The sequence below is a fragment of the Brevundimonas sp. Br13 genome, from assembly GCF_055391505.1.
This window is the reverse complement of record NZ_AP044008.1, coordinates 2,524,628-2,547,445: the sequence shown is the minus strand read 5'-3', so window position 1 is coordinate 2,547,445 and position 22,818 is coordinate 2,524,628. Positions and strand designations below refer to the sequence as shown.

The following is a 22,818-nucleotide window of genomic DNA, read 5'->3' as shown; positions in this document are numbered from 1 at the left end:
CGCCATGATCACCTTGGTCGGCCCAAGCCTGCCCTACGGCTTCGCCAAACGGCACGGCGTCCTGCTGCTGGACGCCGGCGATGTGGCGCGGGTGGGCCTGCGCGAGGGCGCCGACCCCAGGGGGCTGATCGAGGCGCGGCGGGTGCTGGGTCGGCCGCTGGCGGTGGAGCCCCTCAGCCAGGCCGCCTTCGACCGGCAGCTGTCCGAGATCTATGCGGGCGATCATCTGGCGGCGGCGGACGGCGAGGATCTGGACATGCCGGCCGGGCTGGACAGTCTGATCGACGACATCCCGGCGGCGGCCGACCTGCTGGATACGGCCGACGACGCCCCGGTGATCCGGCTGATCAACGGGATCATCGCCGAGGCGGTGCGGACCGGCGCCTCGGACATCCACCTGGAGACCTATGAGAGCGCGCTTCTGGTGCGGATGCGGATCGACGGTGTGCTGCGCGAGGCCCTGAGCCTGAACCCGCGCATCGCGCCGCTTCTGGTGTCGCGGATCAAGGTCATGGCCCGCCTGGACATCGCCGAGAAGCGGGTGCCCCAGGACGGGCGCATCCCCCTGGCTCTGGGCGGCAAGACGTTGGACGTGCGGGTCTCGACCCTGCCGTCGCGCGGCGGCGAGCGGGTGGTTATGCGGATCCTGGACAAGGATCAGGCGGGTCTTACCCTGGACCGCCTGGGCATGGCGCCCGACGCCCTGGCCGCCTTCCGCGCGGCCCTGGCCGAGCCGAACGGAATCATCCTGGTCACCGGGCCGACGGGGTCGGGCAAGACCACCAGCCTGTATGCGGGCCTGGCCCTGTTGAACGACCAGACGCGCAACATACTGACGGTCGAAGACCCGGTCGAATACGCCATCGACGGTGTCGGCCAGACCCAGGTCAACACCAAGGTCGGCATGACCTTCGCTGCGGGCCTGCGGGCCATTCTGCGCCAGGACCCGGACGTGGTCATGGTGGGCGAAATCCGCGACGTCGAAACCGCCGCCATCGCTGTCCAGGCCGCCCTGACCGGCCATCTGGTCCTGTCCACCGTCCACACCAACGACGCGGCGGGGGCGGTGACGCGTCTGCGCGACATGGGGGTGGAGCCCTTCCTCCTGGCCTCGACCCTGCGGTTGATCGTGGCCCAGCGACTGGTGCGACGCCTGTGCGACCATTGCCGCACGCCCGAGGTCGCCGACAAGAAGACCGCCAAGCTGATCGGCGCCAAGGCCGGGGTCACGGTCTGGCGCCCGCAGGGGTGCAGCCACTGCGGCGGCTCCGGCTATGTCGGTCGGATCGGCCTTTATGAGGTGATGAAGGTCGGCAACCGCCTGCGTCGCCTGATCGCCGCCGAGGCGGACGAGGACGCTCTGGTCGCTGCCGCCTTTGATGGGGCGGGAACCCTGGGGCATAGGGCGCGGGCCCTGGTGCTTGAGGGAGTCACCTCGGTGGAGGAGGCGGTGCGCGTGGCCCGCCAGGAAACGGCGTCCGACCCGGCGGAGGCGGCCTGATGGCGGGCTTCGACTATGTCGCCGTCGATGCGGTCGGCCGGACCGTGTCCGGCGCCCTGACCGCGGCGGACGAGACGGCGGCGAGGGGACAGTTGAGCCGTCGCGGCCTGATGGCGTTGGAACTCACGCCGGCTGGTGTCGGGTCGCGGGGCGAACGGCCCCTACAGGGCGGCGCCGGCGTCCGTCTGGGGGCGAAGACCCTGGCCCTGACGACCCGTCAGCTGGCGACGCTGATTTCCGTCTCTCCGGTCGAGGAGGCGCTTCGGACGTTGGCCCTCCAGGCGGACCGGCCCGCCGTGCGTCGCGTGCTGGAAGGCGTTCATGCCGGGGTGATGGAGGGGCGGCGGTTGTCCGACGCCATGTCGGTGCAGGGCCACGCCTTTCCGCCGCTCTACCGGGCCATGGTCTCGGCCGGCGAACAGTCCGGTGCGCTGCAACCCATTCTGGAACGGCTGGCCGACGGGCTGGAACGCGACCAGCAGGTGCGGGGCAAGGTGATCACGGCGATCGTCTATCCCGCCGTCCTGGCGGTGGTGGCGCTGGGCGTCATCGCGGTGCTGATGACCTTCGTCGTGCCCAAGGTGGTCGATCAGTTCGAAAGCATGAACCAGACCCTGCCGCTGCTGACCCGGATGGTGATCGGCCTGTCGACGCTGATGCGGCACTGGGGCTGGTTGCTGATCCTGATCCTGGCGGCCCTGATCGGCGGGGGCGTGGCCGCGCGGCGCCATCCTGCAACCCGTCTGCGCATGGATGAGGCGATGTTGAGATTGCCGGTCGTCGGCCGGCTGACGCGCGACCTGCACGGCGCGCGCATGGCGCGGACCCTGTCGACCATGATTCAGGCCGGCCTGCCCGTGCTGGAGGGGCTGACGATCACCGCCCGAACGGTGTCGAACCGGGCCCTGAGACGCGCGACAGAGACCATGGCCGAGGCCGTTCGCGAGGGCGGGGGCCTGTCGGCCGCTATGCGCCGCGCCGGCGTCTTCCCGCCGCTGCTGGTCTATATGACCGCTTCGGGCGAGAGCAGCGGCCGGCTGGAGCCCATGCTGGAGCGCGCCGCCGACTATCTGGAACGCGAGTTCGCCACCTTCACCGCCGTGATGCTGAGCCTGCTGGAGCCGGCCATCATCGTCGTCATGGGCGGGGTAGTGGCCCTGATCGTCCTGTCGATCCTGCTGCCCATTCTTCAGATCAACACCCTGGCGATGGGGTGAGGAGCATTTAGTGATGACTTCAGAAAATCAGAACAAGAGACGGAAACGTCAAGGTTTCACCCTGGTCGAACTGATGGTGGTCATCGTCATCATCGGCCTGTTGGCGACGGTCGTGGCCATCAATGTCCTGCCCAGCCAGGACCGGGCCATGGTGGCCAAGGCCAAGGCGGACATCGCGGTTCTGGAACAGGCGATCGAGACCTATCGCCTCGACAATCTGAACTTCCCCACCGATCAGCAGGGGCTGCAGGCCCTGGTGTCGGCGCCGGCCGGCCTGGCCCAGCCGGAACGCTATCGCCAAGGCGGCTATGTGCGTCGTCTGCCCGAAGATCCTTGGGGCAATCCCTATCGCTACCGCCGCCAGAGCACGCACGGCCAGCCGTTCGACGTCTTCTCCCTAGGGGCGGACGGGAAGGAAGGGGGCGAGGGCAATGATGCGGACCTCGGCAACTGGCAGGGCTGACCGCGCTCAAGCAGCGCGCCGCCGCGCGGCGAGCGGTGGCGCCAAAAGAAAAGCCGGTTTCACCCTGGTCGAGCTGATGGTCACGATCGCGGTGATCGGGCTGGCGGCTGGGGCGGTGGTGCTCTCCATGCCCGATCCTCGACCGGCCGTCGGGGTGGAGGCCGAGCAGTTCGCCGCTCGGCTGGCGCGCGCCCGAGAGGAGGCCATCATGACCAACCGTCCGGTGGCGGTCGAGGCGGACGCATCCGGCTATCGGTTCGCGCAGTTCGACGGGACGGCCTGGACGCCGCTGAACGGTGTCTTCACGCCTCGAACCTGGGCGGAGGGCGTCGCGGCGCCCGCCGGCCCTGTTCGCATCGTCTTCGATCCCACGGGAATCGCCGATCCGGCGCAGGTTCGGCTGAGCCGTGACGAACAGGTCCGCACCATCTCGATCGACGGCGCGGGCGAGGTGTCGATCAATGGTTGAGGCCGTCCGATCGTCAGCGGCGGGCCGCGCCGGCTTCACCCTGATCGAGATGCTGGTGGCGTTGGCGGTCTTCGCTCTTGCGGCGATGGCCCTGTTGAATCTGTCGGGAGAGGCGACACGCTCGGCGGTCCGGCTGGAAGCCCGGACCCTGGGCGGGGTCGTCGCTGAAAACGTGGCGGCAGAGGCCATGCTGGCGTCCAGCCTGCCGACCGGTGAAACCTTGGGCCAGGTCGAGCTGGCGGGCCGCGTGTGGCGCTGGCGGCGGGTGGTGACGGGAACCGAGGTTCCCGGCCTGGGCCGGATCGACGTTCGCGTCTTCACCGACGAAGGCCAGGTCGCCGACCGGGTTCTGTTCCGCGCGGCTGCGGCATGAGGCGCGTGGGCCACAGGCTTGGGAGGCGCGGCGGCTTCACCCTGGTGGAGGTGCTGGTCGCCTTGGCGATCTTCGCCCTCCTGGCCGGTGCGGGCGCCCTGGTGCTGAGCCAGACGATCGACACCCGGTTCGCTCTGCGCGCCGAGACCGACCGGATCGGCGATCTTCAGCGCATGCACGTCCTGTTGAAGGCCGACCTGGCCCAGGCTGCGCCGCGCCGCGTTCGCGCCCCGACCGGGCGGCCTCTGCCGCGCGCCCTGATGGGGCAGGAGCAGCCCGGCGATCCGATCCTGACCCTGGTTCGGAACGGCTGGTCCAATCCCGGCCAGGCCCCGCGGGCGTCGTTGCAGAGGGTCGAATATCGGGTGGTGGAGGGGCGTCTGGAGCGCCGGGTCTTCCCCTATCTGGACGGCGCGCGCCCGGGACCGCCTCAAGTCCTCTGTCGCGGGGTCAAGGACGCCGCCGTGACCTTTATTCAGGATGGGTCGGAAGCCCAGGCCTTCATCACCTCCAGCGACCGACCGCTGCCCGATGCGGTTCGTATCGTCATGACCCTGGACGGGGTGGGACGGCTGGAGCAGCTTTTTCTGGTCGCATCGGCATGAGGCGGGGGCGGACGTCGCGCGAAGGGATGGCCCTGCTGACCGTCCTGCTGCTGGTGGCCGTCATGGCCGCCGTGGCGGTCGTCCTGTTGGACGACGTGCGCTTTTCCGTGCGTCGCACCACCAACGCCGACGTCCAGGCCCAGGCCCAGTGGTACGCCGCCGGGGCCGAGAGCCTGGCCCGTCGCCAGATCGCCGACCTGATCAAGGCCGATCCGCTGCGCACCCCTCTGGAGCCGCGCTGGAACGGCCGTGTGCTGAACTTCCCGATCGAAGAGGGGGCGATCCGCGCCGTCGTCACCGACGGTCAGGCCTGTTTCAACCTGAACTCGCTGGTCTATGGCCAGAGGGAAGATCTGTTCGCCCGGCCCGAGGGCGCGGCCCAGTTCATCGCCCTGGGGGCCGCCCTGGGCGTGTCGCGCGCCCGGATGGCCGCCGCCGCCGCCGCCCTGACCGACTGGATGGACGCCGATGCGGAGGCCGCGCCGGGCGGGGCCGAGGACGCGCGTTACGCCGGCCTCGCCACGCCCTACCGGACCGGCGGAATCATGCTGGCCGACGTCAGCGAGATGCGGGCGGTCGCCCACATCGACGCCGGTCTCTATGATCGGCTTCGACCCTATGTCTGCGCCCTGCCGACGGCCCAACCGGCCAAGTTGAACGTCAACACCTTGACGCCGGATCAGGCGCCGCTTCTGACCATGCTGACCGGGGGCGCGGTCGGGGTTCAGGGCGCGCGGGCCGCCATCGCCGCCCGACCGCGCCAGGGCTGGGCCTCTACGGACGCCTTCTGGGGGCAGCCGGCCCTGCAAACCTATTCGCCGGATGATCAGACCCGTGAGCAGGTGACGCTGGTCACGCGCTATTTCGATCTGACGGTCGACGTCGACTATGCGGGCGGTCGCGCCGTCCGAACCGCCTTGATCCACGCCGCGCCCGACGGCGCGGTGCGCACCGTCATTCGCCGCTGGACCCCTGAAGAATGAGCCAGACCCGTATCGTCATCATCCCGCCGGCCGCCTCCATGCCCGCGCCCTTCCTGACCTTCGACGAAGGCGGGCGGGTGTTGCAGCGCGGGTTGCTGTTGCTCGAAGACCCGCTGACGACGCCCGATGTCCGCACCGTCGCCGTGGCGCCGGGAGCCGATGTTCTGGTGCGCTGGCTGGATCTGCCGGTCGGCGGCGCGGCCCAGGTGCGGGCCGCTGCGCGCTGGGCCTTGAAGGACGAACTGGCCGGCGATCCCGAAAGGACGGTCGTGGCCGTGGCGCCGGCGGCGCGCGGCGAAGAGACCGCACCACGATTGGTCGCCGCCGTCAGCGCGGGTCTATTGGAAGCCTGGATCGACTATCTGGCCGCCCTTGGGGTGCGGCCGGTCGCGGTCACGCCCGACTGTCTTCTTGCGCCGCCGCCGTCGGGCGATGAACTGGTCGCCGCCGTCTTCGGCGGGGATACGGCCCTGCGGGGCGAAGGCTTTGCGGCCACAGTGCAGTCCGACCTGGTTGACCTGATCGCCGGCGATCGCCGCCTGGTGCGAATCGAGGACGCCGAGACCCTGGAGCGCTGGCTGGCCGCCGCCGCCGTCGCGCCGGCCGTCGATCTGCTGTCGGGCCGGGAACGCAAGCGCGAGCCGGGCCGGGGCGACTGGCGTCTGGCGGCGGCCTTGGCGGCGGCCCTGCTGGTCTCGCCCCTGATCCTGACCGCAGCGGGCGGCTTGCGCGACCAGGCCGCAGCGCAGGACGCCGAACGCCGGACCCTGGCCCTGATCGAGGCCCGGCTGCCGGAGGCGGCCGGCGCCCCCGATCCCGTTCAGGAGGCGCGTCGGCTGATCGAGGTCGCGCCACCGCCGGGCGGGCTGGCGGCGGTCTCGGCGGCCTTGTTCGCGGCGGTCGAACAGGTGGAGGGAGCCGAACTGGACAGTCTCAGCGCCGGCCCGGGCAAGGGGGTGCGGGCGACGCTCAGCTATCCCGCCTTTTCGGATCTGGACGCGATCCGCGCGGCCCTGACCGCCTCGGGTCTGTCGATGACGGACCAGTCCACGGTCGAGGACGGCGGTCGGGTCGTCAGCGAAGTGATCATCGGAGGGATGCAATGAACGGCCTGATCGCTCAAGCCGCCGCCTGGTGGGACGGCCGCACCTTGCGGGAGCGGCGCATGCTGACCGTGATGGGCGTGGCGATCGCCGCCGTCGTGGCCTGGTTGCTGATCGTTCGGCCGCTGGCGAGCTGGCGCGATGAGGCCGCGCGGACGCGCGCGACGGCCGAGGCCGAACTGACGGCCATCGAGCGCGGGACGGGGAGCCTGGCCGTCGGCGATGCCAAGGCAGGAGAGGTCGACGTCTCCGCCGCCGTCGCCGAGGTCGGGGCGGCGACCGGATTGACGCCCCAGATGGGGATGTCGGCCGAAGGGGGGCTGGGGTTCAGCCTGACCAATGTGTCGACCACCGCCGCCTTCGGCTGGCTGGCGGCCCTGCATGACCGCAAGGTCGAGGCGACGACCCTGAATGTGGTCGAGAACGCCGACGCCACGATCAGCCTGGAGGGGACGCTGACCACCGCGCCTTGAACCCGCCGCGTCGTTAACCCGCCTCGTCAGCCCCGCGTCAGGGTCTCAAGCCGCAGCAGTCGGTCGCCGGCGGTGATGAACAGGGTGCGGCCGTCTTCGCCGAAGGTGCAGTTGGCCGCCGCGCCCGCCGTGTCGATCAGACCCAGGCTGCGGCCGTCCGGCGTCAGCACATGGACGCCGCCCGGACCGGTGGCGAACAGGCGTCCGTCCCGATCGACCGCCATCCCGTCCGGCAGGCCCGGCGCCGAAGGGCCGGCCAGGGCGGCGAAATCCTTGAACACCCGGCCGCCCGTGATCCCGCCCGCGCCGTCCAGCTCATAGGCCATCAGGACCGGTCGCGCCGGATCGGAGACCGAGACATAGAGGGTGCGCTGATCCGGGGACAGGGCGACGCCGTTGGGGAAGGTCAGATCATCGATCAGACGATGCACGCCGCCGTCGGGATCGAGGCGGTAAACGCCGTTCTCCGCCATCTCCTTCAGCGGCGAACGGTCCATGTCCTTGAGGCCGTAGGGCGGGTCGGTGAAGAAGATCGCGCCGTTCGACGCCTGGACCAGATCATTGGGCGAGTTGAACCGCGCGCCGCGGTAATGGGTCGCCAGCAAGGTCTTGACCCGGGTCGCCAAATCCACGCGGGCGATCGCCCGATTGCCGTGATCCGCCATCAAAATCGTCCCCGCCGGGCCGACGATCAGGCCGTTCGACCCCGGCTCGCGGAAGACCGACGGATCGGGCCCGTCATAGCCGGACGGCGCCATGAAGACCGAGGGACCTTCCATCCGCGACCAACGATGGATGCGGTTCTCCGGCACGTCGCTGAAGAGCAGATAGTCCCCGTCGGCGATCCAGACCGGGCCTTCGGACCAGGTGAAGCCCGACGCCAGGCGCTCGAGCCGCGCATCCGGGGCGACCACCCCGTCTAAGGCTGGGTCCATACGGCGGACGCCGCCCGCTGTCACGGCGAGGGAGGAGCAGCCCGCAGCGGCGAGACCGCCGACGAGCACCAGACGACGAGAAGCAGGCAAGACGGACTCCTGAAAAGAGCGGACACTGTAGCGATCCTCAGGTCCAAGGCCATCCGTCTTCAAAGAAGGGGAATGGTGCCGGTTGCAGGAATCGAACCCGCGACATCCAGTTTACAAAACTGGCGCTCTACCAACTGAGCTAAACCGGCCGCGTCCGTATGACGGAACTGCGCGCCTTATGCGGACGGATCGCGCCGGACGCAAGACGCCTCGCGCGGCCTCAGTCCAGGGCGGCGGCGATCCTGTCCGCGAGAGGCTGCAGCGTCGCCGCATCGGCCATGGGAGCGTGACCGTGGCCCTTCATCGGTCGGTCCGCCCAGCGCGGGATGATGTGGAAATGCAGATGGAAGACCGTCTGGCCGCCGGCGTCGCCGTTGAACTGCATGATCGACAGGCCGTCTGGCGACAGCGCCCTTTCAACCGCGCGCGCCGTGCGTTGAAGCGCCGCCGTCATATGGGCCAAGACGTCGGGCTCGACCTCCAGCAGGTTCCGCGCCTGGGACTGTTTGGCGATGATCAGGACGTGGCCCTCCGACTGAGGAAAGACGTCCATGAAGGCCAGGACATGGTCGTCCTCCCAGACCTTCACCGAGGGCAGTTCGCCGCGAAGGATTTTTGCGAAGACATTGTCGGGGTCATAGGCGCCGTGAAGGCTCATCTGCAGTCTCCGTCTCGGGTCGTTTCGCGAATCTAGCAGGCGCGACGGATCGAGGGGAGCCTTTTGCCGGGATCGCGCGTTATGGTGACGCTTCCAGCCCTGAGGACATCATGATCCGCTTCATCATTCAGGCCGTCGTCACCATGATCGGCCTTTGGCTGTCGGCCCAGGTGGTGCCCGGCGTCGCCTTCACCAACAACGGCTCTTTGATCGCGGCCGCCCTGATTCTGGGCCTGGTCAATGCGGTGGTGCGGCCCTTCATGGTGATTGTGACCTTCCCGATCACCATCGTGACCCTGGGGCTGTTTCTGCTGGTGGTGAACGCCGCCATGATCGGCCTGACCGCCATGTTCCTGGGCGGTTTCGCCGTGAACGGCCTGTGGGCGGGGATCGGCGCCGCCATCGTGACGGGCGTGGTCAGCTGGATCGCCGGCGCCTTCATCGGCGACGAGGAAAAGCGCGGCTGACGCCGCGCGGTCCAGCCTCGGTCACAGGCGGGGGAAGGCGCAACCCTCTGCGTCGAACAGATGGACGTCTGCGGGCGCCGCCGACAGGCTGACGGTTTCGCCGACCGTCAGACGGCGCTCGCCGGGCGTCTGGACCGTCAGGGTCTCGTCGGAGGCGGGATGTTTCAGATGGGCCATGGTGACTGCGCCCAGGGTTTCGACGAACAGGACCTGGGCCGACAGGCTGTCGCGACCGTCGTTCAAGGCGATATGTTCGGGCCGTATCCCCAGGGTGACGGCGGCGCCCGGCTGGGCGGTCGAGGCGTCCACCGCCGCCCGCACCCTTTCGCCTCCAGCCGTCTTGACGACTGCGCCTTCTTTCGAAGCCTCGACGATCTCGGCCTTCAGAAGGTTCATCTTCGGGCTGCCGATGAATCCGGCGACGAACAGATTGGCCGGATGCTGATAAAGCGCCATCGGCGCCCCGACCTGTTCGATCCGTCCCCCGTTCAAGACCACGATGCGGTCCGCCAGGGTCATGGCCTCGACCTGATCATGGGTGACGTAGATCATGGTCGTCTTAAGCTCGCCGTGCAGCCGCGCGAACTCGTAGCGCATCCGCACCCGCAGTGCGGCGTCCAGGTTGGAAAGGGGCTCGTCGAACAGAAACACCTGGGGCTCGCGCACAATGGCGCGGCCGATGGCGACGCGCTGCCGCTGGCCGCCGGACATGGCCTTGGGTTTGCGGTCCAGATAGTCGGTGATGCTCAGGGCCTCGGCCGCCGCGCGCACGCGCCGATCAATCTCGCCCTTGTCGGTCTTGGCCAGTTTCAGTCCGAAGGCCATGTTTTCATAGGCCGTCATGTGCGGATAAAGGGCGTAGGACTGAAAGACCATGGCCACGCCGCGATCCGAGGGCGACAGGTCGTTGACGCGGCGGCCGCCGATCCAGACGTCTCCCGTCGTCGCCTCTTCCAGCCCGGCGATGGTCCGAAGCAGGGTGGATTTGCCGCATCCGGACGGGCCGACGAAGACGACGAATTCGCCGTCCGCGATCTCCAGATCGACGCCCTTCAGCACCTCTACGGCGCCGAACGCCTTCTTCACGTCGATCAGACGGACGTCCGCCATGCTTCTTCCCTAGGTCGCTGCGTTTTGGCCCACCGTAACCGGTTACATGGCGGGATCAATGGGCGAGGTTTGGTTCGGCTGTCGTAGTGGCGCAAATCTGCAAAACTGCAAAATCGAGTCTTCACAAGCCGCGCGGTGTCGGTAAAACCCCCGGCTGGGACCACGGGGAAGACCGATATGACGAAGCGCAGACTCTGGATGGCGACCGCCGCCGCCGCCGGCTGGGCCGTCGCCGCCGCGGGCGCGGCCCAGGCGCAGCAGCCCGCTCAGGTGCAAGAGGTCGTGGTGACGGGATCGCGTCTGGCCGGGGGAGATCGGGTTGCGTCGGTGGAAACCGTGAACCGCACGGTGATCGCCGCCGCCGGAGTAGGCGATGCGGGTCAGCTCACCCGGCTCGTGACGGCCAATTCGGGTTCTGAGGCGCAGGTCGATCAGCTGAATCAGCCGCAAAGCTCGGGCACGGCGCAGTTCAATCTGCGAAACCTCGGCCTGGGTTCGACCCTGGTCCTGGTGGACGGCCAGCGTTGGACCTCCAGCGCCGTGGTCGCCACCGACGGTTCGGCCTTCGTGGACATCAACGCCCTCGTTCCCCTGATCGCCCTGGAGCGGATCGAGGTGGTCAAGGACGGCGCCTCAGCCGTCTATGGATCGGATGCGGTCGCCGGGGTCGTCAACTTCATCACCCGCACCGCGGTCGATCATCCGGAGTTGAGCGCCCGTTACGCCTCAGCCGACGGATCGGAAGAAACCCTGGTCCAGGGGCTGGGCGGCTGGACGCTGCTGGGCGGCGATCTGACGGTCGCGGCGTCCCGCTTCCACCGTTCGGCCCTGAGCACGGATGAAAGGGATTTCGCCCAGGCGCAGACCTATGGCCGGGCCCCTTGGACCGCCGTGACCAGCTACGGCCAGCCCGGCTCCTATTACCGGCCCAGCCGCCGCGCCTATTCGCCCGATCCGAGCTGCGGCGACCCCGCCTTCCAATCCGCCTATCTTAACTCAGCGTCCGACGCCTTCTGCCGGCTGGACTATTCGGACTTCTTCGACCTGGCGCCGGAAGAGACGCGGACCCAGGTTTTCGCCGATTATCGACGCCCTGTGGGGGACATGCGCCTGTCCTTGCAGGCGGCGGGCTCGGCCAGTTCGACCACGGCGCGCCAGACGCCGTCCCTGCCCATTCTGGCGCGGTCCCTGAGCGTCCCGGCGTCCCATCCCGACAATCCGTTCGGAGAAGACGTCCTGTTTCGCGGTCGGCTTCTCGGCGCCGAGGCAGGGGCGTCGAAGGCTCAGTTCGACTATCGCACCTGGCGGGTCGCTGCAGTGCTGGACGGTGATTTCTCCGGCGGCTGGCGCTGGAGTCTGGCCGCCACGGCCAGCCGCCAACACGTCGCCTATGACAAGCCGGACGTGATCGGCAGCGCCCTGCAAAACGCCCTGAACGGCCTGGGCGGTCCGGGGTGCGACCCGGCGACTGGGACGCCCGGCGTCGGCGCCTGCCGATATTTCAACCCGTTCGGAAGCGCCTATCTGGGGACCGGCGCGCCCAACAGCGCCGCCCTGATCGACAGTCTGATCGGCTCTGCGGGTCTGCGTGGCGCCGCCAGCCTGACGACTGCCGACGCCTCGACCTCGGGTCAGGCCCTGGGCTGGGACGGCGGCTCTGTCGATCTCGCCATGGGGCTTCAGTTTCGCCGCAGCGCTTTCCGCCACGACTGGAAAGATCTCGTCAACCGCGGCGACCTGCTGACGGCCGGCTATTCGCCGGACTTCGACGGCGACCAGCAGGCTTTGGCCGCCTATGCCGAGGCGCGTCTGCATCTGGGAGACCGGATCGAGGCCCAACTGGCCGGCCGCTATGAAGCCTATGACGGGGAAGGCCGGTTCAATCCCAAGGCGGCCGTTCGCTGGGAGGTGGTGGACGCCCTCGCCCTGAGGGCGTCCTGGGGCCAGGGCTATCGGGCGCCCTCGGTCTACGCCCAGTCCGGCGCTCAGGCGGCGCAGCCTTCGGTGCTGGATCGCGGCGCCTTCGTCTTCGTCAACACCCTGACTTCCGGCGATCCGGAGCTGAAGCCTGAGAAGTCGGAAAGCCTGACCTTTGGCGCGCAGTGGCGTCCGCTGGACGGGCTGGAGCTGTCCCTCGACGCCTGGCGGTTCGACTATAGAGATCAGGTGGTCAAGGAATCGGCCCAGGCTGTGATCAACCAGGCGGCGGCCGATGATTTGGCGGGACGGACGGGTACGGACGCCCAGTCGCGTCTGACCCGGTCCGCGAGCGGGGCCCTGACCTTCGTTCAGCTCTATTTCATCAACGCCTCGTCGATCGAAACCCAGGGGGTGGATCTGTCGGCCCGCTACGGCCGCGATCTTTGGGGCGGACGGGCGTCGGCGGCGGCGGACTGGACCTATGTCGATCGCTACGACATCCGCCTGAATGCGAGCGCCGACGCCGTGTCCGGCGTGGGGTCCACCAATCTGAACAACATCGGTCGATCCTTGCCGCGCAATCGGGGAGAGTTGGTTCTGGACTGGCGCGACGGAAGGCAGGCTTTGACCGGCCTTGTTCATTATACGGCGGGCTACGCCAACGACCGCAGCGGGATCACCGACGCCTCGATCGCCAGCCAAACGACCATCGACCTGCTTTACACCCGCTCCGTCGGGACCGACGTCGATGTGACGTTGGGCGCGGTCAATATCGCCGACAAGGCGCCGCCCCTGGCCCAGTTCGCCTTCGGATACGACCCCGTCGTGGCCGACCCCCGTGGTCGGGTGATCAGTCTGGGTCTGACGAAGCGTTTCTGATCAGGCGGCCTGGGCGCGACCATCGGTCAGGGCGGCGGTCATGGCTTCGATCAGGGTGTGGATGTCCAAGGGTTTGGACACGAAGCCGTCCAGCCCCGCTGAACGTCCTTCTTTCTGAACATCGGCCGACACGTCGCCGGACAAAAGCAGGAGGGGGGTGCGGGCGCCGTGCGTCTCTTGCGCACGGATGCGGCGCGCGGCTTGGAAGCCGTCGCAACCGGGCATGCGAAGATCCAGCAGGACGAGGTCATAGGACGCGGCCCGCCAAGCCGCGACGGCCTGATCTCCGTCCTCCACCAGATCGACCTTCACGCCCAAACTGGTCAGAACGGACGAGAGGAAATGCCGGTTCACGGGGTTGTCGTCCGCCGCCAGGACCCGCAGATCGACCAGATCGGGCGCGGCTTCGACCTCCGCCTCTACGCGCCGCCCACGCTCCAGCGGGAGATCCACGATGAAGCACGATCCCTGACCCGGAACGCTTTGGACCGTGATGTCTCCGCCCATAAGTCGGGCCAAGGAGCGGGAGATCGACAAGCCCAGTCCGGTGCCGCCGTATGTGTGGGCGGTGCCGGCGCCGGCCTGGCTGTAGGGCGTGAACAGGCGCGCGAGGGCCGCCTCATCCATGCCGATCCCTGTGTCGTGCACTTCGAACCGGAGACCGCCGGTCACCGGCGCGCTGACGGACAAGCGGACCTTGCCGTCGGCGGTGAATTTCACTGCGTTGGAAATGAGGTTGGCCAGAATCTGACTGATGCGGACCCGATCGCCCTTCCAATCGCCGGCGGCCTCGGGCTGAACCTCGACCTGGAAGCCGACGCCCTTGTTGCGCGCGACCGCCCCGAACGCCGCCTCCTGCCGAGCCAGAAGCCGGTCGAGATCGAAATCCTCTTCCAGCAGTTCAAGGCGGCCGGCTTCCAGCTTGGAGGCGTCGAGCAGATCATTGAGAAGGGTCGTCAAGGTCTCCCCCGACTCCAGGGCCACCTCGAGCCGGCGTCTCTGAGCGTCCGACATCGGTTCGGTCGCCATGACCTGCAACATGCCCAGCATGCCGTTCAAGGGCGTGCGGATTTCGTGGCTCACGACCGCCAAAGTCTGGGCCTTGGCCTTGGCGAAGCCGAGGATTTCGCGTTCGCGCCGAACCGAGGCGCGAACGCCCCATAGGCCCAGGCCCAAGCCGAAGGCCAGCGCCGTCACGCCTGCCGCCAGGACGGTCGAGTAGGCGATGAAGAAGGCGCGGTCGCGCTGGCTTTCCCGGACGCGGGCCAATCGCGCCTCCTCCGCCCTGAACGCGTCTGACAGGGCGATGAGGTGCGCCGTCTGCTGAACCCGTATGTGTTCGCTCGTCTCCTGCAGCTTGGTGTGTTCGGATAGGATGTCTGCTCTTCTGTGGCTTTCTGCGATCTGACGCAGCGCCTCCAGACGCGCGTTTTGAACGGGGTTGTCGCGGGTCAGTGCGATCAGTTCGTTCAGCGCGCTTTCAAAGCGGACGTTCGTCTGGTCGTCCAGGGCGGCGGCTAGGACCTTCGTCGTGGCGGTTTCCACTGCAAGCGAATTCTGAACGCGCCGATCCGCCGCGCGAATGACCTCAAGATTGCCGAAGACGATGAGGACCATGATGATCATCGCGGCCGTCAGAAACGATAAAAAGATCGAAGCGCTCAGCGCCGCCCGCGTTTTCATCAGGGCTGAGGTGTGTTGCAGGAACGGCTGAAGCATCAGGGATGTCGTTGAGGATTGCGAACCCAGCCTGTGTCGGCGAAACCCTCTCCACATAGAGTTTCTCCGCATGTAAGGAAAAGCACCTACAACAGCGGCTTCATTTGAGATCATCGTCCATGACCGTGACACTTTTTGGCATTCCCAACTGCGATACAGTCAAAAAAGCACGTGTCTGGCTGGAGCAGAACGGCGTCGACTATCTGTTTCACAACTACAAGACGTCAGGCGTGAGCTCGAAAGCTTTGTCCGATTGGGTCGATGAACACGGCTGGGAGGCGGTGCTGAACCGCGCCGGCACGACCTTCAAGAAGCTGCCGGATTCCGACAAGGCGGGCCTGAACCGAGACAAGGCCGTCGCCCTGATGATCGCCCAGCCTTCGATGATCAAACGGCCGATCCTGGACTTGGGGAATCGGCGGCTGGTCGGATTCAAGCCCGACCTCTACGCCCAGGCCTTCAGTTGAAGGCGACGGTCGCGGCGACCCCGAAATGATCTGACGGATATTCCCCGCCGGTGGGCTGATCCCCGAACAGATGGGCGGCGGCGGGAGTGAAGAAGGCCCGCTCCACGAAGATGTGGTCGATGACCCGGTTCGGATGCCCCTTGGCCGGATTGAGGGTCGTCTCGGCCGCGCCGGCGGGCAGGGCGCTGATGAAGCGCGGGCCGGTCAGAGCCGCCAATCCCGAATCGTCCTGGGCGGCGTTGAAATCGCCCATGACGATCAGCGGCGTCCCGTCCTGAGGCAGCCAGGACAGCAGATGGCCGATCTGGCGGGCGCGCACGGCTCCGGCGTCCTGCTGCCAGGCCAGGTGGGTGACCGCGACGTCGACGGGCCGGCCGCCGACGGACAGGCGCAGACGCAGCGCCGTGCGGTAGTCGTCCAGGGGCTCCAGCCGCACCGAGTCGCGCGCCAGTACGGGCAGACGGGTCAGAAGGGCGCTGCCGTAGCGACGCCGCGCGTCTTCGGGATCGGTGGAGACGAAGGCGACCTGATAGCCGCCCAGTTCGCGCGCCAGGATTTCGGCCTGATTCTCCAGCCCCTTGTCCGCGTCCTCCAGCACCTCCTGCAAGGCGATGACATCGGCGTTCTGAGCCCGGAGCGCCGCGATCAGAAGCGGCCGCCGCGCGGGCCAATCGCCCATGTCGTGCCAGATGTTGAAGGTCGCCAAGGTCAGGGAGGGGATCGGCTCCCGGTCAGCGGGTCCGCCGGCCAAGCCGCTGTTGGCGCAGGCCGCCAGCGGCAGGGCGGCGGAGGCGGCGAGAAGGGCGCGACGCGAAATCAACACCGTCTTCGCCTCAGTCTTCGACGTCGGTGACCGGCCGGTCGTGTCCGTCCGCCGTTTCGGTGACCCAGCGACCGTCCGCCGTTTCATATTCGATGGCGGCGTTCTCGTCCGGAACCTTCTGTTCCCGCGAGGCCTGGACGGCGGCAGCCTTGGCCGCCTCATGGGTGGAATAGGTTTCGGAATAGGTGTCGCCGACCTGATAGGCCCAGCCCCCGTCGTGTTCGACGATCCGGTAAACGACATGGGCCATGGGACGCTCCTTAGAATGACAATGAAGACGACCCTAGTCGCCTCGACCGGACGCGTCAGCCGCATTCGTGAGACAGCTTACCGATATTTCATCTGGGCTCCCGCATCCGTTTGCGCGGGCCGGCGCCTCTTGTGATCAGAAGGCCGCCGCATCAGGCTGTCACAACGGATCAAAGAGAGTTCGTCATGGAACTGACACCCATCTTCATCGTCTTCATCGTCTTCGGCTCCATCGTCGCCGTGGTCGTGGGCCCCTCCTATCTGAAAAGCCGCGAGCGCACCGAGATGCAGCTGACCGTCCGCCATGCGGTGGACAAGGGCCAGACCCTGCCGCCCGAACTGATCGACGCCATGACCAAGGACGTGCAGAAAAGCCTGCCGTCGCGGACCAAGGACATCCGCAAGGGCGTGCTGAGCCTGGCCTCGGGTGTTGGGATCGGGGCGTTCGGCCTTGTCAGCGATCTAGGGGGCAACGGATGGAACGGCGGCGTGGCCAATCCTCTGCTGGGTCTGGCGTGCATTCCCGTCGCCATCGGGATCGCCTTCATCATCCTGGGCTTCTTCAACCCGAACAAGGCCTGACGTCGACCGGAGGGGGACGTCATGAGCAAGTCCTTGCGTGATCTGCACGACGTCGAGCTGGCCGCCCAGGCGGCGGCCGGCGGACGGCGGGAATATGGCGAACTGGTCCGGCGGCACGGTTCGGCGGTCCGGGGGCTGCTGCGCCGCATGGGCGCGGCGCCGTCCCTGGCCGACGACGTCGCCCAGGACGCCTTTCTGCAGGGTTTTCAGCGCTGTTCGGAGTTTCGGGGGCAGGGGACCTTTGCGGGCTGGATCAAGAAGATCGCCGCCCGGCTTTATCTGAAGCGCGTCGCCCGCGAAGCCCGCTATGTGGCCGAGGCGGAGGCCGATGAGGCGGCGCCGGCGCAGGATCAGGCCGGCTCCATGGATCTGGACGAGGCGCTGAGGACCCTCAGCGAAACGGAAAGGGTCTGCGTGTCCCTGTGCCACGGCGCGGGGATGTCTCACCCGGAGATTGCGGCAGCCATGAATTTGCCACTGGGCACGGTGAAGTCACATGTCAAACGTGGTCTGGATAAACTCCGCGCGCGGTTGCAACCCGTGGCGGCGGACGGGAGGTCGCTCCATGTCGGCTGACGAATTCGATCCGATGATCGAGCGCCTTTTTTCGCGCACTCCGACTCTGGCGGACGAGGCGCTGTTCGTGGCCACCTTGCAGGCCCGGCTGGAGAAGCGGTCGCGCTGGCGCGGTCTGGCTCTGACAGCGGCCGGCTTGGTCGGCGGCGTCCTGGCCGTGCGGGAGGGCGTGAACTTCAACTTCAGCGGCGACCCCGACACGACCCTGACGCAGGGGGTGCGGACCGCCGCAGCCGCGGCCCAGGGCGCGGCCCAGACAGGCTTGGACAGCCTGGGACTTGGGTCGATCGACCTGATGGGCGGCTCAGGCATGCTGGCCTTCTGGATCGCGGCGGGCGCGGTGGCGGCCCTGCTGGCGGCGGGAGCTGTGAAGCTGTCGCAGGACGTCTGAGGGTGACTTGCGTCTTCGGCGCGCCTATCTGACGCCCCTCAGGTCAGGAGGCGCCCAATGTCCGTTCATGTTCAAGAGACCGTCAAACGGATTTCGGTCCCCGACATCGCGGGACGAAAAGGCGGCGAGCCGATCGTCTGCCTGACCGCCTATGACGCTCCGATGGCGGGGCTGCTCGATCCCCATTGCGACGTTCTTCTGGTCGGCGACAGCGTGGGGATGGCGGTGCACGGCCTGCCCAACACCGTCGGCGTCACCCTGGACATGATGATCCTGCACGGTCAGGCGGTGGTGCGTGGATCGCGCCGGGCCCTGGTCGTGGTCGACATGCCCTTCGGCTCCTATGAGGGGGGCAAGGAAGCGGCCTACGACAACTGCGTGCGGGTGATGAAGGAAACCGGCGCCCAGGCGGTCAAGCTGGAGACCAGCGTCGAACTGGCCGAAATCGTAGCCTTTCTGGTGAGGCGGGGCATTCCGGTCATGGGGCATGTCGGCCTGCGCCCTCAGGCGGTGCTGGCCGAGGGCGGTTTCCGAGCCAAGGGCCGTACAGACGTCGAGCGGGATCGGGTCCTGGCGGAAGCCAGGGCCACGGCCGAGGCCGGCGCCTTTTGCATCGTCATCGAGGGCGTCGCCGAATCGCTGGCGCGCGAGATCACCGAGGCCCTGGACGTTCCCACCATCGGCATCGGCGCCTCGGCCGCCTGCGACGGCCAGGTCCTGGTGGTCAACGACATGCTGGGCCTGTTTGACTGGGCGCCGAAGTTCGTGCGGAAATACGCCGATCTGCGCACCGAGATCGACCGTGCGGCCGCCGCTTTCGCCAATGATGTGAAAACCCGCCGTTTTCCTGCCGAAGTCGAGACCTACTTCTCGAAAAAGCCGGCTTCGCAGTAACGGACGACGTTGCGGGCGAGGGGCCGACCTTCTAGGGTCCGCGCCGGTTTGCTTTTTGCGATTTTGGGGCGACGTTTCCGTGGTTGATGTCTTCGAACAGGTCGAGGAGGAGCTTCGCTCCGACCGGTACAAGCGCCTGGCCCGCACCTGGCTGCCCGTCGTGGGCGCCGTTCTGGTGGTCGCCCTTGTCGCCGCCCTGGGCTGGTGGGGCTGGGACAGCCTGAACTCGAGCAAGGCCGCCAAGGCCGCTGAGGCCTATGATCGCGGCATGGAGGCCCTGCGGGCCGACAAGCCCGTCGATGCGCGCGCCGCCTTCGAAGAAGCGGCCAAGGAAGGTAACGGGGCCTATAAGGTCATGGCCCTGCAACAACAGGCGGGGCTGGCGGTCAGCGCCAACAAGATTCCGGATGCGGTTCGCCTGTTTGACGAGGCGGCCAAGGCATCGGGCGATCCAATCCTTTCGGACCCGCCAGCCCTCAAGGCCGCCTTCCTGGTGATGGATACGGCGCCCCTGGCCGATCTGGAGGCGCGGTTGACGCCCCTGGCCGAGGACGATCGCCCGCTGCACGCCTTCGCCCAGGAAGCCCTGGCCCTGGCGCGGCTGCAACACGGCAAGACCAAGGAGGCGCGTGAAGCCTTCGTTCTGCTGCAACTGGGCCAGGACGTGCCCGACGACGTCCGCCAGCGCGCCAATATCGCCGTGGCCACGATCGACGCCGGTACGGCCGGCGCCCTCAAGGCCATCGTCGATGCGGCCAAGTCGGCGCCTCCGCCGGCCGCCCCCGCTCCGTCCACCGCTCCCGCCCAACAGTGACGACCCCCGACAGGACGCCCCCGATGAACCGAGTTCTGAAAGTCGCGCTGATCTGCGGCGTCGCCGCCACCATGGCCTCCTGCGGCGCCGTCAGTCGCAACCTGCCCTTCGGTCTGGGCAAGAAGGGCGATCCCAAAGCGACGGCGTCCGAAGGCCAGCGCATCTCGGTGCTGGAGTTCGAACAGCAACTGGCGCCCTCGGCGGCCTTGTCCGGTCGGACTTATTTCCTGCCGGGTCCGCAGGCCGCGACGGCCTGGACCCAGCCGGGCGGCACGGCGGAAAACCTGGTCGAGCACGTCATCGCCGCGCCGGACTTCAAGATCGCCTGGAAGCGCGACATCGGCCGCGGGTCGGCCCGCGTCGGCAACGTCATGGCGCCCATCGTCGCCGCCGACGGCAAGATCTTCGTTCTGGACGGCGAATCGACCGTGTCGGCCGTTTCCGCCGACACGGGCGCGGTTCTGTGGAAGACCGACGTGAAGAACGGCGAGCGCGACCGCAACGGCGGCTTCGGCGGTGGCGTCGCCGTGGCCGGCGGCAAGGTCTTCGTTTCCTCCGGCTATCGCTCCATGACGGCGCTGGACGCCAATACCGGGACCGTCGCCTGGACTCAGCCGGTGGACGCCCCCATTCACGGGGCGCCGACGGTGGTCGGTTCGCACGTCTTCGTCGTGGACGTGGACAGCCAGCTGTTCGCCTTCGACGTCGACACCGGCGCCCAGGACTGGACCTATCGCGGCATCGCCGAGCCGGCCCGTGTGATGCGCGCCTCCAGCCCGGCCGTGACCGGAAACACCGTCATCGCCCCCTTCGCCTCGGGTCAGCTGGTGGCGCTGAGCGCCCTGAACGGCCAGTCCCTGTGGGAACAGACCCTGTCGCGCACCAGCCGCACCAGCGCCCTGTCCGAGGTCCGTGACGTGGCCGGTCGCCCCGTGATCAGCCGCGGCATGGTCTTTGGCGTCAGCCATTCGGGCGTGCTGTCGGCCCTGGACCTGCGCTCGGGCCAACCCAAATGGCAACTGCCGGTCACGGGCGTGAACGCGCCCCTGCCGGTCGGGGACGTGGTCTTCGTCGTGTCCAAGTCCGGCGAGCTGATCACCGCCAATCGCGACACCGGCCAGATCTACTGGACTCGCGAGCTTAATGAAGGCCGCGCCCGCAAGGTCGGCGGCTTCCTGCGCTTCGGCCGTCGCACCATCACGCCGCAGTGGTCCGGCCCGCTGCTGGCCTCGAACCGTCTGGTGATGGTCAACTCCTACGGCGAAGCGGTCGCCTTCGATCCGAAGACGGGCGTCGCTCAGACGACGTTGAAGCTGGGCGCGCCCGCCTATATCGCGCCTGCGGCCTATAACGGCGCCCTTTATGTGCTGACCGACACCGGTCAGCTGATCTGTATCCGCTGATTTTCAGCCAGAATTACGTTAGAAGGCCGACATGGCTCTGAAGGTCGCCATCGTCGGCCGCCCCAATGTGGGCAAATCGACACTGTTCAATCGTCTCGTCGGCAAGCGCCTCGCGCTGGTCGACGACCGGCCCGGCGTGACCCGCGACCGGCGCTATGCCGACGGCAATATCGGCGACATGGACCTGACGCTGATCGACACGGCCGGCTATGAGGACGTCACTGACGAAAGCCTCGAGGCGCGGATGCGCGAACAGACTGAGGCGGCCATCGACGACGCCGAACTGATCCTGTTCATGATGGACGCCCGCGAAGGCGTGACTTCGCTGGACCGGATCTTCGCCGAACGCCTGCGCAAGGTGCACAAGCCGATCATCCTGCTGGCCAACAAGTCCGAGAGCCGTGAGAGCGGCGGCGGCGTGGGCGAGGCGCACGCCCTGGGTTTCGGCGAGCCCGTCGCTATCTCCGCAGAGCACGGCGAGGGCATGGCCGACCTCTACGCCGCCCTCCGCGCCGGTTCGGAGGACATCTTCGTCGAGGAGATCGACGAGCCGGACAAGCCGATCCGTATCGCCGTGATCGGCCGGCCCAACGCCGGCAAGTCCACCCTGATCAACCGTCTGATCGGCGACGACCGGCTGCTGACGGGGCCGGAAGCCGGGATCACCCGCGACTCCATCTCGGTGGACTGGACGTTCGAGGGCAAGAACATCCGCCTGATCGACACGGCCGGGATGCGGCGCAAGGCCCGTGTTCAGGAGAAGCTGGAGAAGCTGTCGGTCGCCGACACCATCCGCGCCATCACCTTCGCCGAGGTGGTGATCCTGGTCATGGACAAGGACGACGCCTTCGACACCCAGGATCTTCAGCTGGCCGATCTGGTCGAGCGCGAAGGCCGCGCCCTCGTCTATGTCGCGTCGAAATGGGACCTGGAAGACGAACCCCAGTCGCGGCTGGCCAAGCTGAAGACCCTGGCGGAAGACAAACTGCCTCAGTTGAAGGGTTCGCCCTTTGTGGCCCTGTCTTCCCACTCGGGGCGGGGCGTCGATCGGCTGATGCCGGCGGTGCTTCAGGCCTATGACACCTGGTCGGTCAAGGTGAAGACCAAGGATCTGAACACCTGGCTGTCCATGGCGACCCAGCGCCACCCGCCGCCCGCCGTGGACGGCAAGCGGATCAAGCCGAAATACATCGCCCAGACCAAGGCCCGTCCGCCCACCTTCGTGCTGATGGCCAATCGGGCCGAGGCCATGCCGGATCACTACAAGCGCTATCTGGTCAATTCGATCCGGGAGAGCTTCGACCTGCCGGGCACGCCGATCCGCCTGAACGTCAAGTCCAGCGGCGCCAATCCCTATGCCGAGGGCGGCGCCAAGTCCGGCCCGGAACGCTACAAGGGCGACGCCAAGACCGCGCCGCGCCGCGTCAAGAAGGCCGAGAAGGAAGAGGCCTTGTCCAAGCTGCCCGGCAAGGCGCTGGAGCAGAAGAAGACCCGCAAGGCCCAGCCCAAGGTGCTGGGCGGCCTGAAGGCCAGCGCGTCCAAGAAGGCCGGATCGTCTGTTGCGATCCAGAAGGGCGCGCGCGGCGGCGCCCGTCAAGTGTCGCGCTCAGGCCGCATCCGCACCGGCCAGAAGGGCGGCGCCAAGAAGTGACCT

The 22,818-nt window shown here is 67.7% G+C and carries 25 protein-coding genes and 1 tRNA gene; 19 read left to right on the top strand and 7 right to left on the bottom strand.

Annotated features, from left to right (window positions below):
* Positions 1-4 precede the first annotated feature (4 nt).
* The 9 genes from gspE to gspM are packed head-to-tail and all read left to right on the top strand — an operon-like array spanning position 5 to position 7,187.
* A complete protein-coding gene (gspE, locus tag ACZ5M6_RS12535; RefSeq protein WP_409613525.1) occupies positions 5-1,501 on the top strand; it encodes a type II secretion system ATPase GspE in 1,497 nt (498 codons plus the stop codon).
* Positions 1,501-2,718: a type II secretion system inner membrane protein GspF gene (gspF, locus tag ACZ5M6_RS12530; protein ID WP_464158779.1), complete on the top strand. Its 1,218-nt coding sequence runs from the start codon at positions 1,501-1,503 to the stop codon at positions 2,716-2,718. Before gspE ends, gspF begins: the two co-directional genes overlap by 1 nt.
* A gap of 13 nt (positions 2,719-2,731) precedes the next feature.
* Positions 2,732-3,181 carry a type II secretion system major pseudopilin GspG gene (gspG, locus tag ACZ5M6_RS12525; protein ID WP_054766045.1) on the top strand — a complete coding sequence of 150 codons (450 nt, stop codon included), beginning with the start codon at positions 2,732-2,734 and terminating at the stop codon, positions 3,179-3,181.
* Positions 3,150-3,650, top strand: a complete 501-nt coding sequence (locus tag ACZ5M6_RS12520) for a GspH/FimT family pseudopilin (protein ID WP_325100310.1) — start codon at positions 3,150-3,152, stop codon at positions 3,648-3,650. The genes gspG and ACZ5M6_RS12520 overlap by 32 nt, the downstream gene beginning before the upstream one ends.
* Complete coding sequence (gene gspI, locus ACZ5M6_RS12515) at positions 3,643-4,023, top strand: type II secretion system minor pseudopilin GspI (RefSeq protein ID WP_228184345.1); 381 nt, start codon at positions 3,643-3,645, stop codon at positions 4,021-4,023. Before ACZ5M6_RS12520 ends, gspI begins: the two co-directional genes overlap by 8 nt.
* 5 nt (positions 4,024-4,028) lie before the next feature.
* On the top strand, positions 4,029-4,628 hold the full coding sequence (gene gspJ, locus ACZ5M6_RS12510; protein ID WP_464158778.1) for a type II secretion system minor pseudopilin GspJ: 600 nt from the start codon (positions 4,029-4,031) through the stop codon (positions 4,626-4,628).
* Positions 4,629-4,654: 26 nt separating this feature from the next.
* Positions 4,655-5,611, top strand: coding sequence for a type II secretion system minor pseudopilin GspK (gene gspK, locus ACZ5M6_RS12505; RefSeq protein WP_263596074.1), 957 nt, complete (start codon positions 4,655-4,657; stop codon positions 5,609-5,611).
* Positions 5,608-6,717, top strand: a complete 1,110-nt coding sequence (gene gspL / locus ACZ5M6_RS12500) for a type II secretion system protein GspL (protein WP_464158777.1) — start codon at positions 5,608-5,610, stop codon at positions 6,715-6,717. The genes gspK and gspL overlap by 4 nt, the downstream gene beginning before the upstream one ends.
* A complete protein-coding gene (gene gspM, locus ACZ5M6_RS12495; protein WP_464158776.1) occupies positions 6,714-7,187 on the top strand; it encodes a type II secretion system protein GspM in 474 nt (157 codons plus the stop codon). The genes gspL and gspM overlap by 4 nt, the downstream gene beginning before the upstream one ends.
* A gap of 26 nt (positions 7,188-7,213) precedes the next feature.
* On the opposite strand, the gene ACZ5M6_RS12490 is transcribed toward gspM, so the two are convergent.
* From ACZ5M6_RS12490 to ACZ5M6_RS12480, 3 genes are all read right to left on the bottom strand, one after another.
* Complete coding sequence (locus ACZ5M6_RS12490; RefSeq protein ID WP_464158775.1) at positions 7,214-8,212, bottom strand: SMP-30/gluconolactonase/LRE family protein; 999 nt, start codon at positions 8,210-8,212, stop codon at positions 7,214-7,216.
* A 73-nt stretch (positions 8,213-8,285) separates the two neighbouring features.
* A tRNA-Thr gene (locus ACZ5M6_RS12485) sits at positions 8,286-8,361 on the bottom strand.
* A 71-nt stretch (positions 8,362-8,432) separates the two neighbouring features.
* Positions 8,433-8,870 (bottom strand): HIT family protein, encoded by a 438-nt coding sequence (locus ACZ5M6_RS12480; RefSeq protein ID WP_348684302.1) that lies wholly within the window; start codon positions 8,868-8,870, stop codon positions 8,433-8,435.
* 110 nt (positions 8,871-8,980) lie between these two features.
* On the opposite strand from ACZ5M6_RS12480, the gene ACZ5M6_RS12475 reads away from it, so the two are divergent.
* Complete coding sequence (locus ACZ5M6_RS12475) at positions 8,981-9,337, top strand: phage holin family protein (RefSeq protein WP_182714989.1); 357 nt, start codon at positions 8,981-8,983, stop codon at positions 9,335-9,337.
* A 21-nt stretch (positions 9,338-9,358) separates the two neighbouring features.
* Here ACZ5M6_RS12475 and ACZ5M6_RS12470 read toward each other — a convergent pair whose 3' ends face one another.
* The gene (locus ACZ5M6_RS12470) at positions 9,359-10,447 is read right to left on the bottom strand and encodes an ABC transporter ATP-binding protein (protein WP_464158774.1); all 1,089 of its coding nucleotides are present in this window, start codon (positions 10,445-10,447) and stop codon (positions 9,359-9,361) included.
* A 177-nt stretch (positions 10,448-10,624) separates the two neighbouring features.
* Between ACZ5M6_RS12470 and ACZ5M6_RS12465 the strand changes: the two genes are divergently transcribed.
* Entirely contained in the window at positions 10,625-13,246 is a 2,622-nt protein-coding gene (locus ACZ5M6_RS12465) for a TonB-dependent receptor domain-containing protein (RefSeq protein ID WP_464158773.1), read from the top strand.
* Here the strand turns inward: ACZ5M6_RS12465 and ACZ5M6_RS12460 are convergent, their stop codons facing one another.
* A complete protein-coding gene (locus ACZ5M6_RS12460; RefSeq protein ID WP_464158772.1) occupies positions 13,247-14,965 on the bottom strand; it encodes an ATP-binding protein in 1,719 nt (572 codons plus the stop codon). It abuts the gene before it with no gap.
* 119 nt (positions 14,966-15,084) lie between these two features.
* On the opposite strand from ACZ5M6_RS12460, the gene ACZ5M6_RS12455 reads away from it, so the two are divergent.
* Complete coding sequence (locus tag ACZ5M6_RS12455) at positions 15,085-15,432, top strand: ArsC family reductase (protein WP_464158771.1); 348 nt, start codon at positions 15,085-15,087, stop codon at positions 15,430-15,432.
* On the opposite strand, the gene ACZ5M6_RS12450 is transcribed toward ACZ5M6_RS12455, so the two are convergent.
* The gene (locus ACZ5M6_RS12450) at positions 15,425-16,255 is read right to left on the bottom strand and encodes an endonuclease/exonuclease/phosphatase family protein (RefSeq protein WP_464158770.1); all 831 of its coding nucleotides are present in this window, start codon (positions 16,253-16,255) and stop codon (positions 15,425-15,427) included. The genes ACZ5M6_RS12455 and ACZ5M6_RS12450 overlap by 8 nt on opposite strands.
* Positions 16,256-16,265: 10 nt before the next feature.
* Positions 16,266-16,505 (bottom strand): hypothetical protein, encoded by a 240-nt coding sequence (locus ACZ5M6_RS12445; RefSeq protein WP_201462770.1) that lies wholly within the window; start codon positions 16,503-16,505, stop codon positions 16,266-16,268.
* A gap of 185 nt (positions 16,506-16,690) precedes the next feature.
* On the opposite strand from ACZ5M6_RS12445, the gene ACZ5M6_RS12440 reads away from it, so the two are divergent.
* The 7 genes from ACZ5M6_RS12440 (at position 16,691) to der (ending at position 22,815) form a co-directional block, all read left to right on the top strand.
* A complete protein-coding gene (locus ACZ5M6_RS12440) occupies positions 16,691-17,086 on the top strand; it encodes a DUF6249 domain-containing protein (protein ID WP_201462769.1) in 396 nt (131 codons plus the stop codon).
* A 21-nt stretch (positions 17,087-17,107) separates the two neighbouring features.
* Positions 17,108-17,662: an RNA polymerase sigma factor gene (locus tag ACZ5M6_RS12435; RefSeq protein ID WP_152950553.1), complete on the top strand. Its 555-nt coding sequence runs from the start codon at positions 17,108-17,110 to the stop codon at positions 17,660-17,662.
* A complete protein-coding gene (locus ACZ5M6_RS12430) occupies positions 17,652-18,053 on the top strand; it encodes a hypothetical protein (protein ID WP_054766030.1) in 402 nt (133 codons plus the stop codon). The genes ACZ5M6_RS12435 and ACZ5M6_RS12430 overlap by 11 nt, the downstream gene beginning before the upstream one ends.
* A 57-nt stretch (positions 18,054-18,110) precedes the next feature.
* Positions 18,111-18,947, top strand: a complete 837-nt coding sequence (gene panB / locus ACZ5M6_RS12425) for a 3-methyl-2-oxobutanoate hydroxymethyltransferase (RefSeq protein ID WP_287395133.1) — start codon at positions 18,111-18,113, stop codon at positions 18,945-18,947.
* Between the two features lie 79 nt (positions 18,948-19,026).
* Positions 19,027-19,761 carry a tetratricopeptide repeat protein gene (locus ACZ5M6_RS12420; RefSeq protein WP_183217112.1) on the top strand — a complete coding sequence of 245 codons (735 nt, stop codon included), beginning with the start codon at positions 19,027-19,029 and terminating at the stop codon, positions 19,759-19,761.
* 23 nt (positions 19,762-19,784) lie between these two features.
* On the top strand, positions 19,785-21,164 hold the full coding sequence (locus tag ACZ5M6_RS12415; RefSeq protein ID WP_464158769.1) for a PQQ-binding-like beta-propeller repeat protein: 1,380 nt from the start codon (positions 19,785-19,787) through the stop codon (positions 21,162-21,164).
* 31 nt (positions 21,165-21,195) lie between these two features.
* The gene (der, locus tag ACZ5M6_RS12410; protein WP_054766026.1) at positions 21,196-22,815 is read left to right on the top strand and encodes a ribosome biogenesis GTPase Der; all 1,620 of its coding nucleotides are present in this window, start codon (positions 21,196-21,198) and stop codon (positions 22,813-22,815) included.
* Positions 22,816-22,818 lie beyond the last annotated feature (3 nt).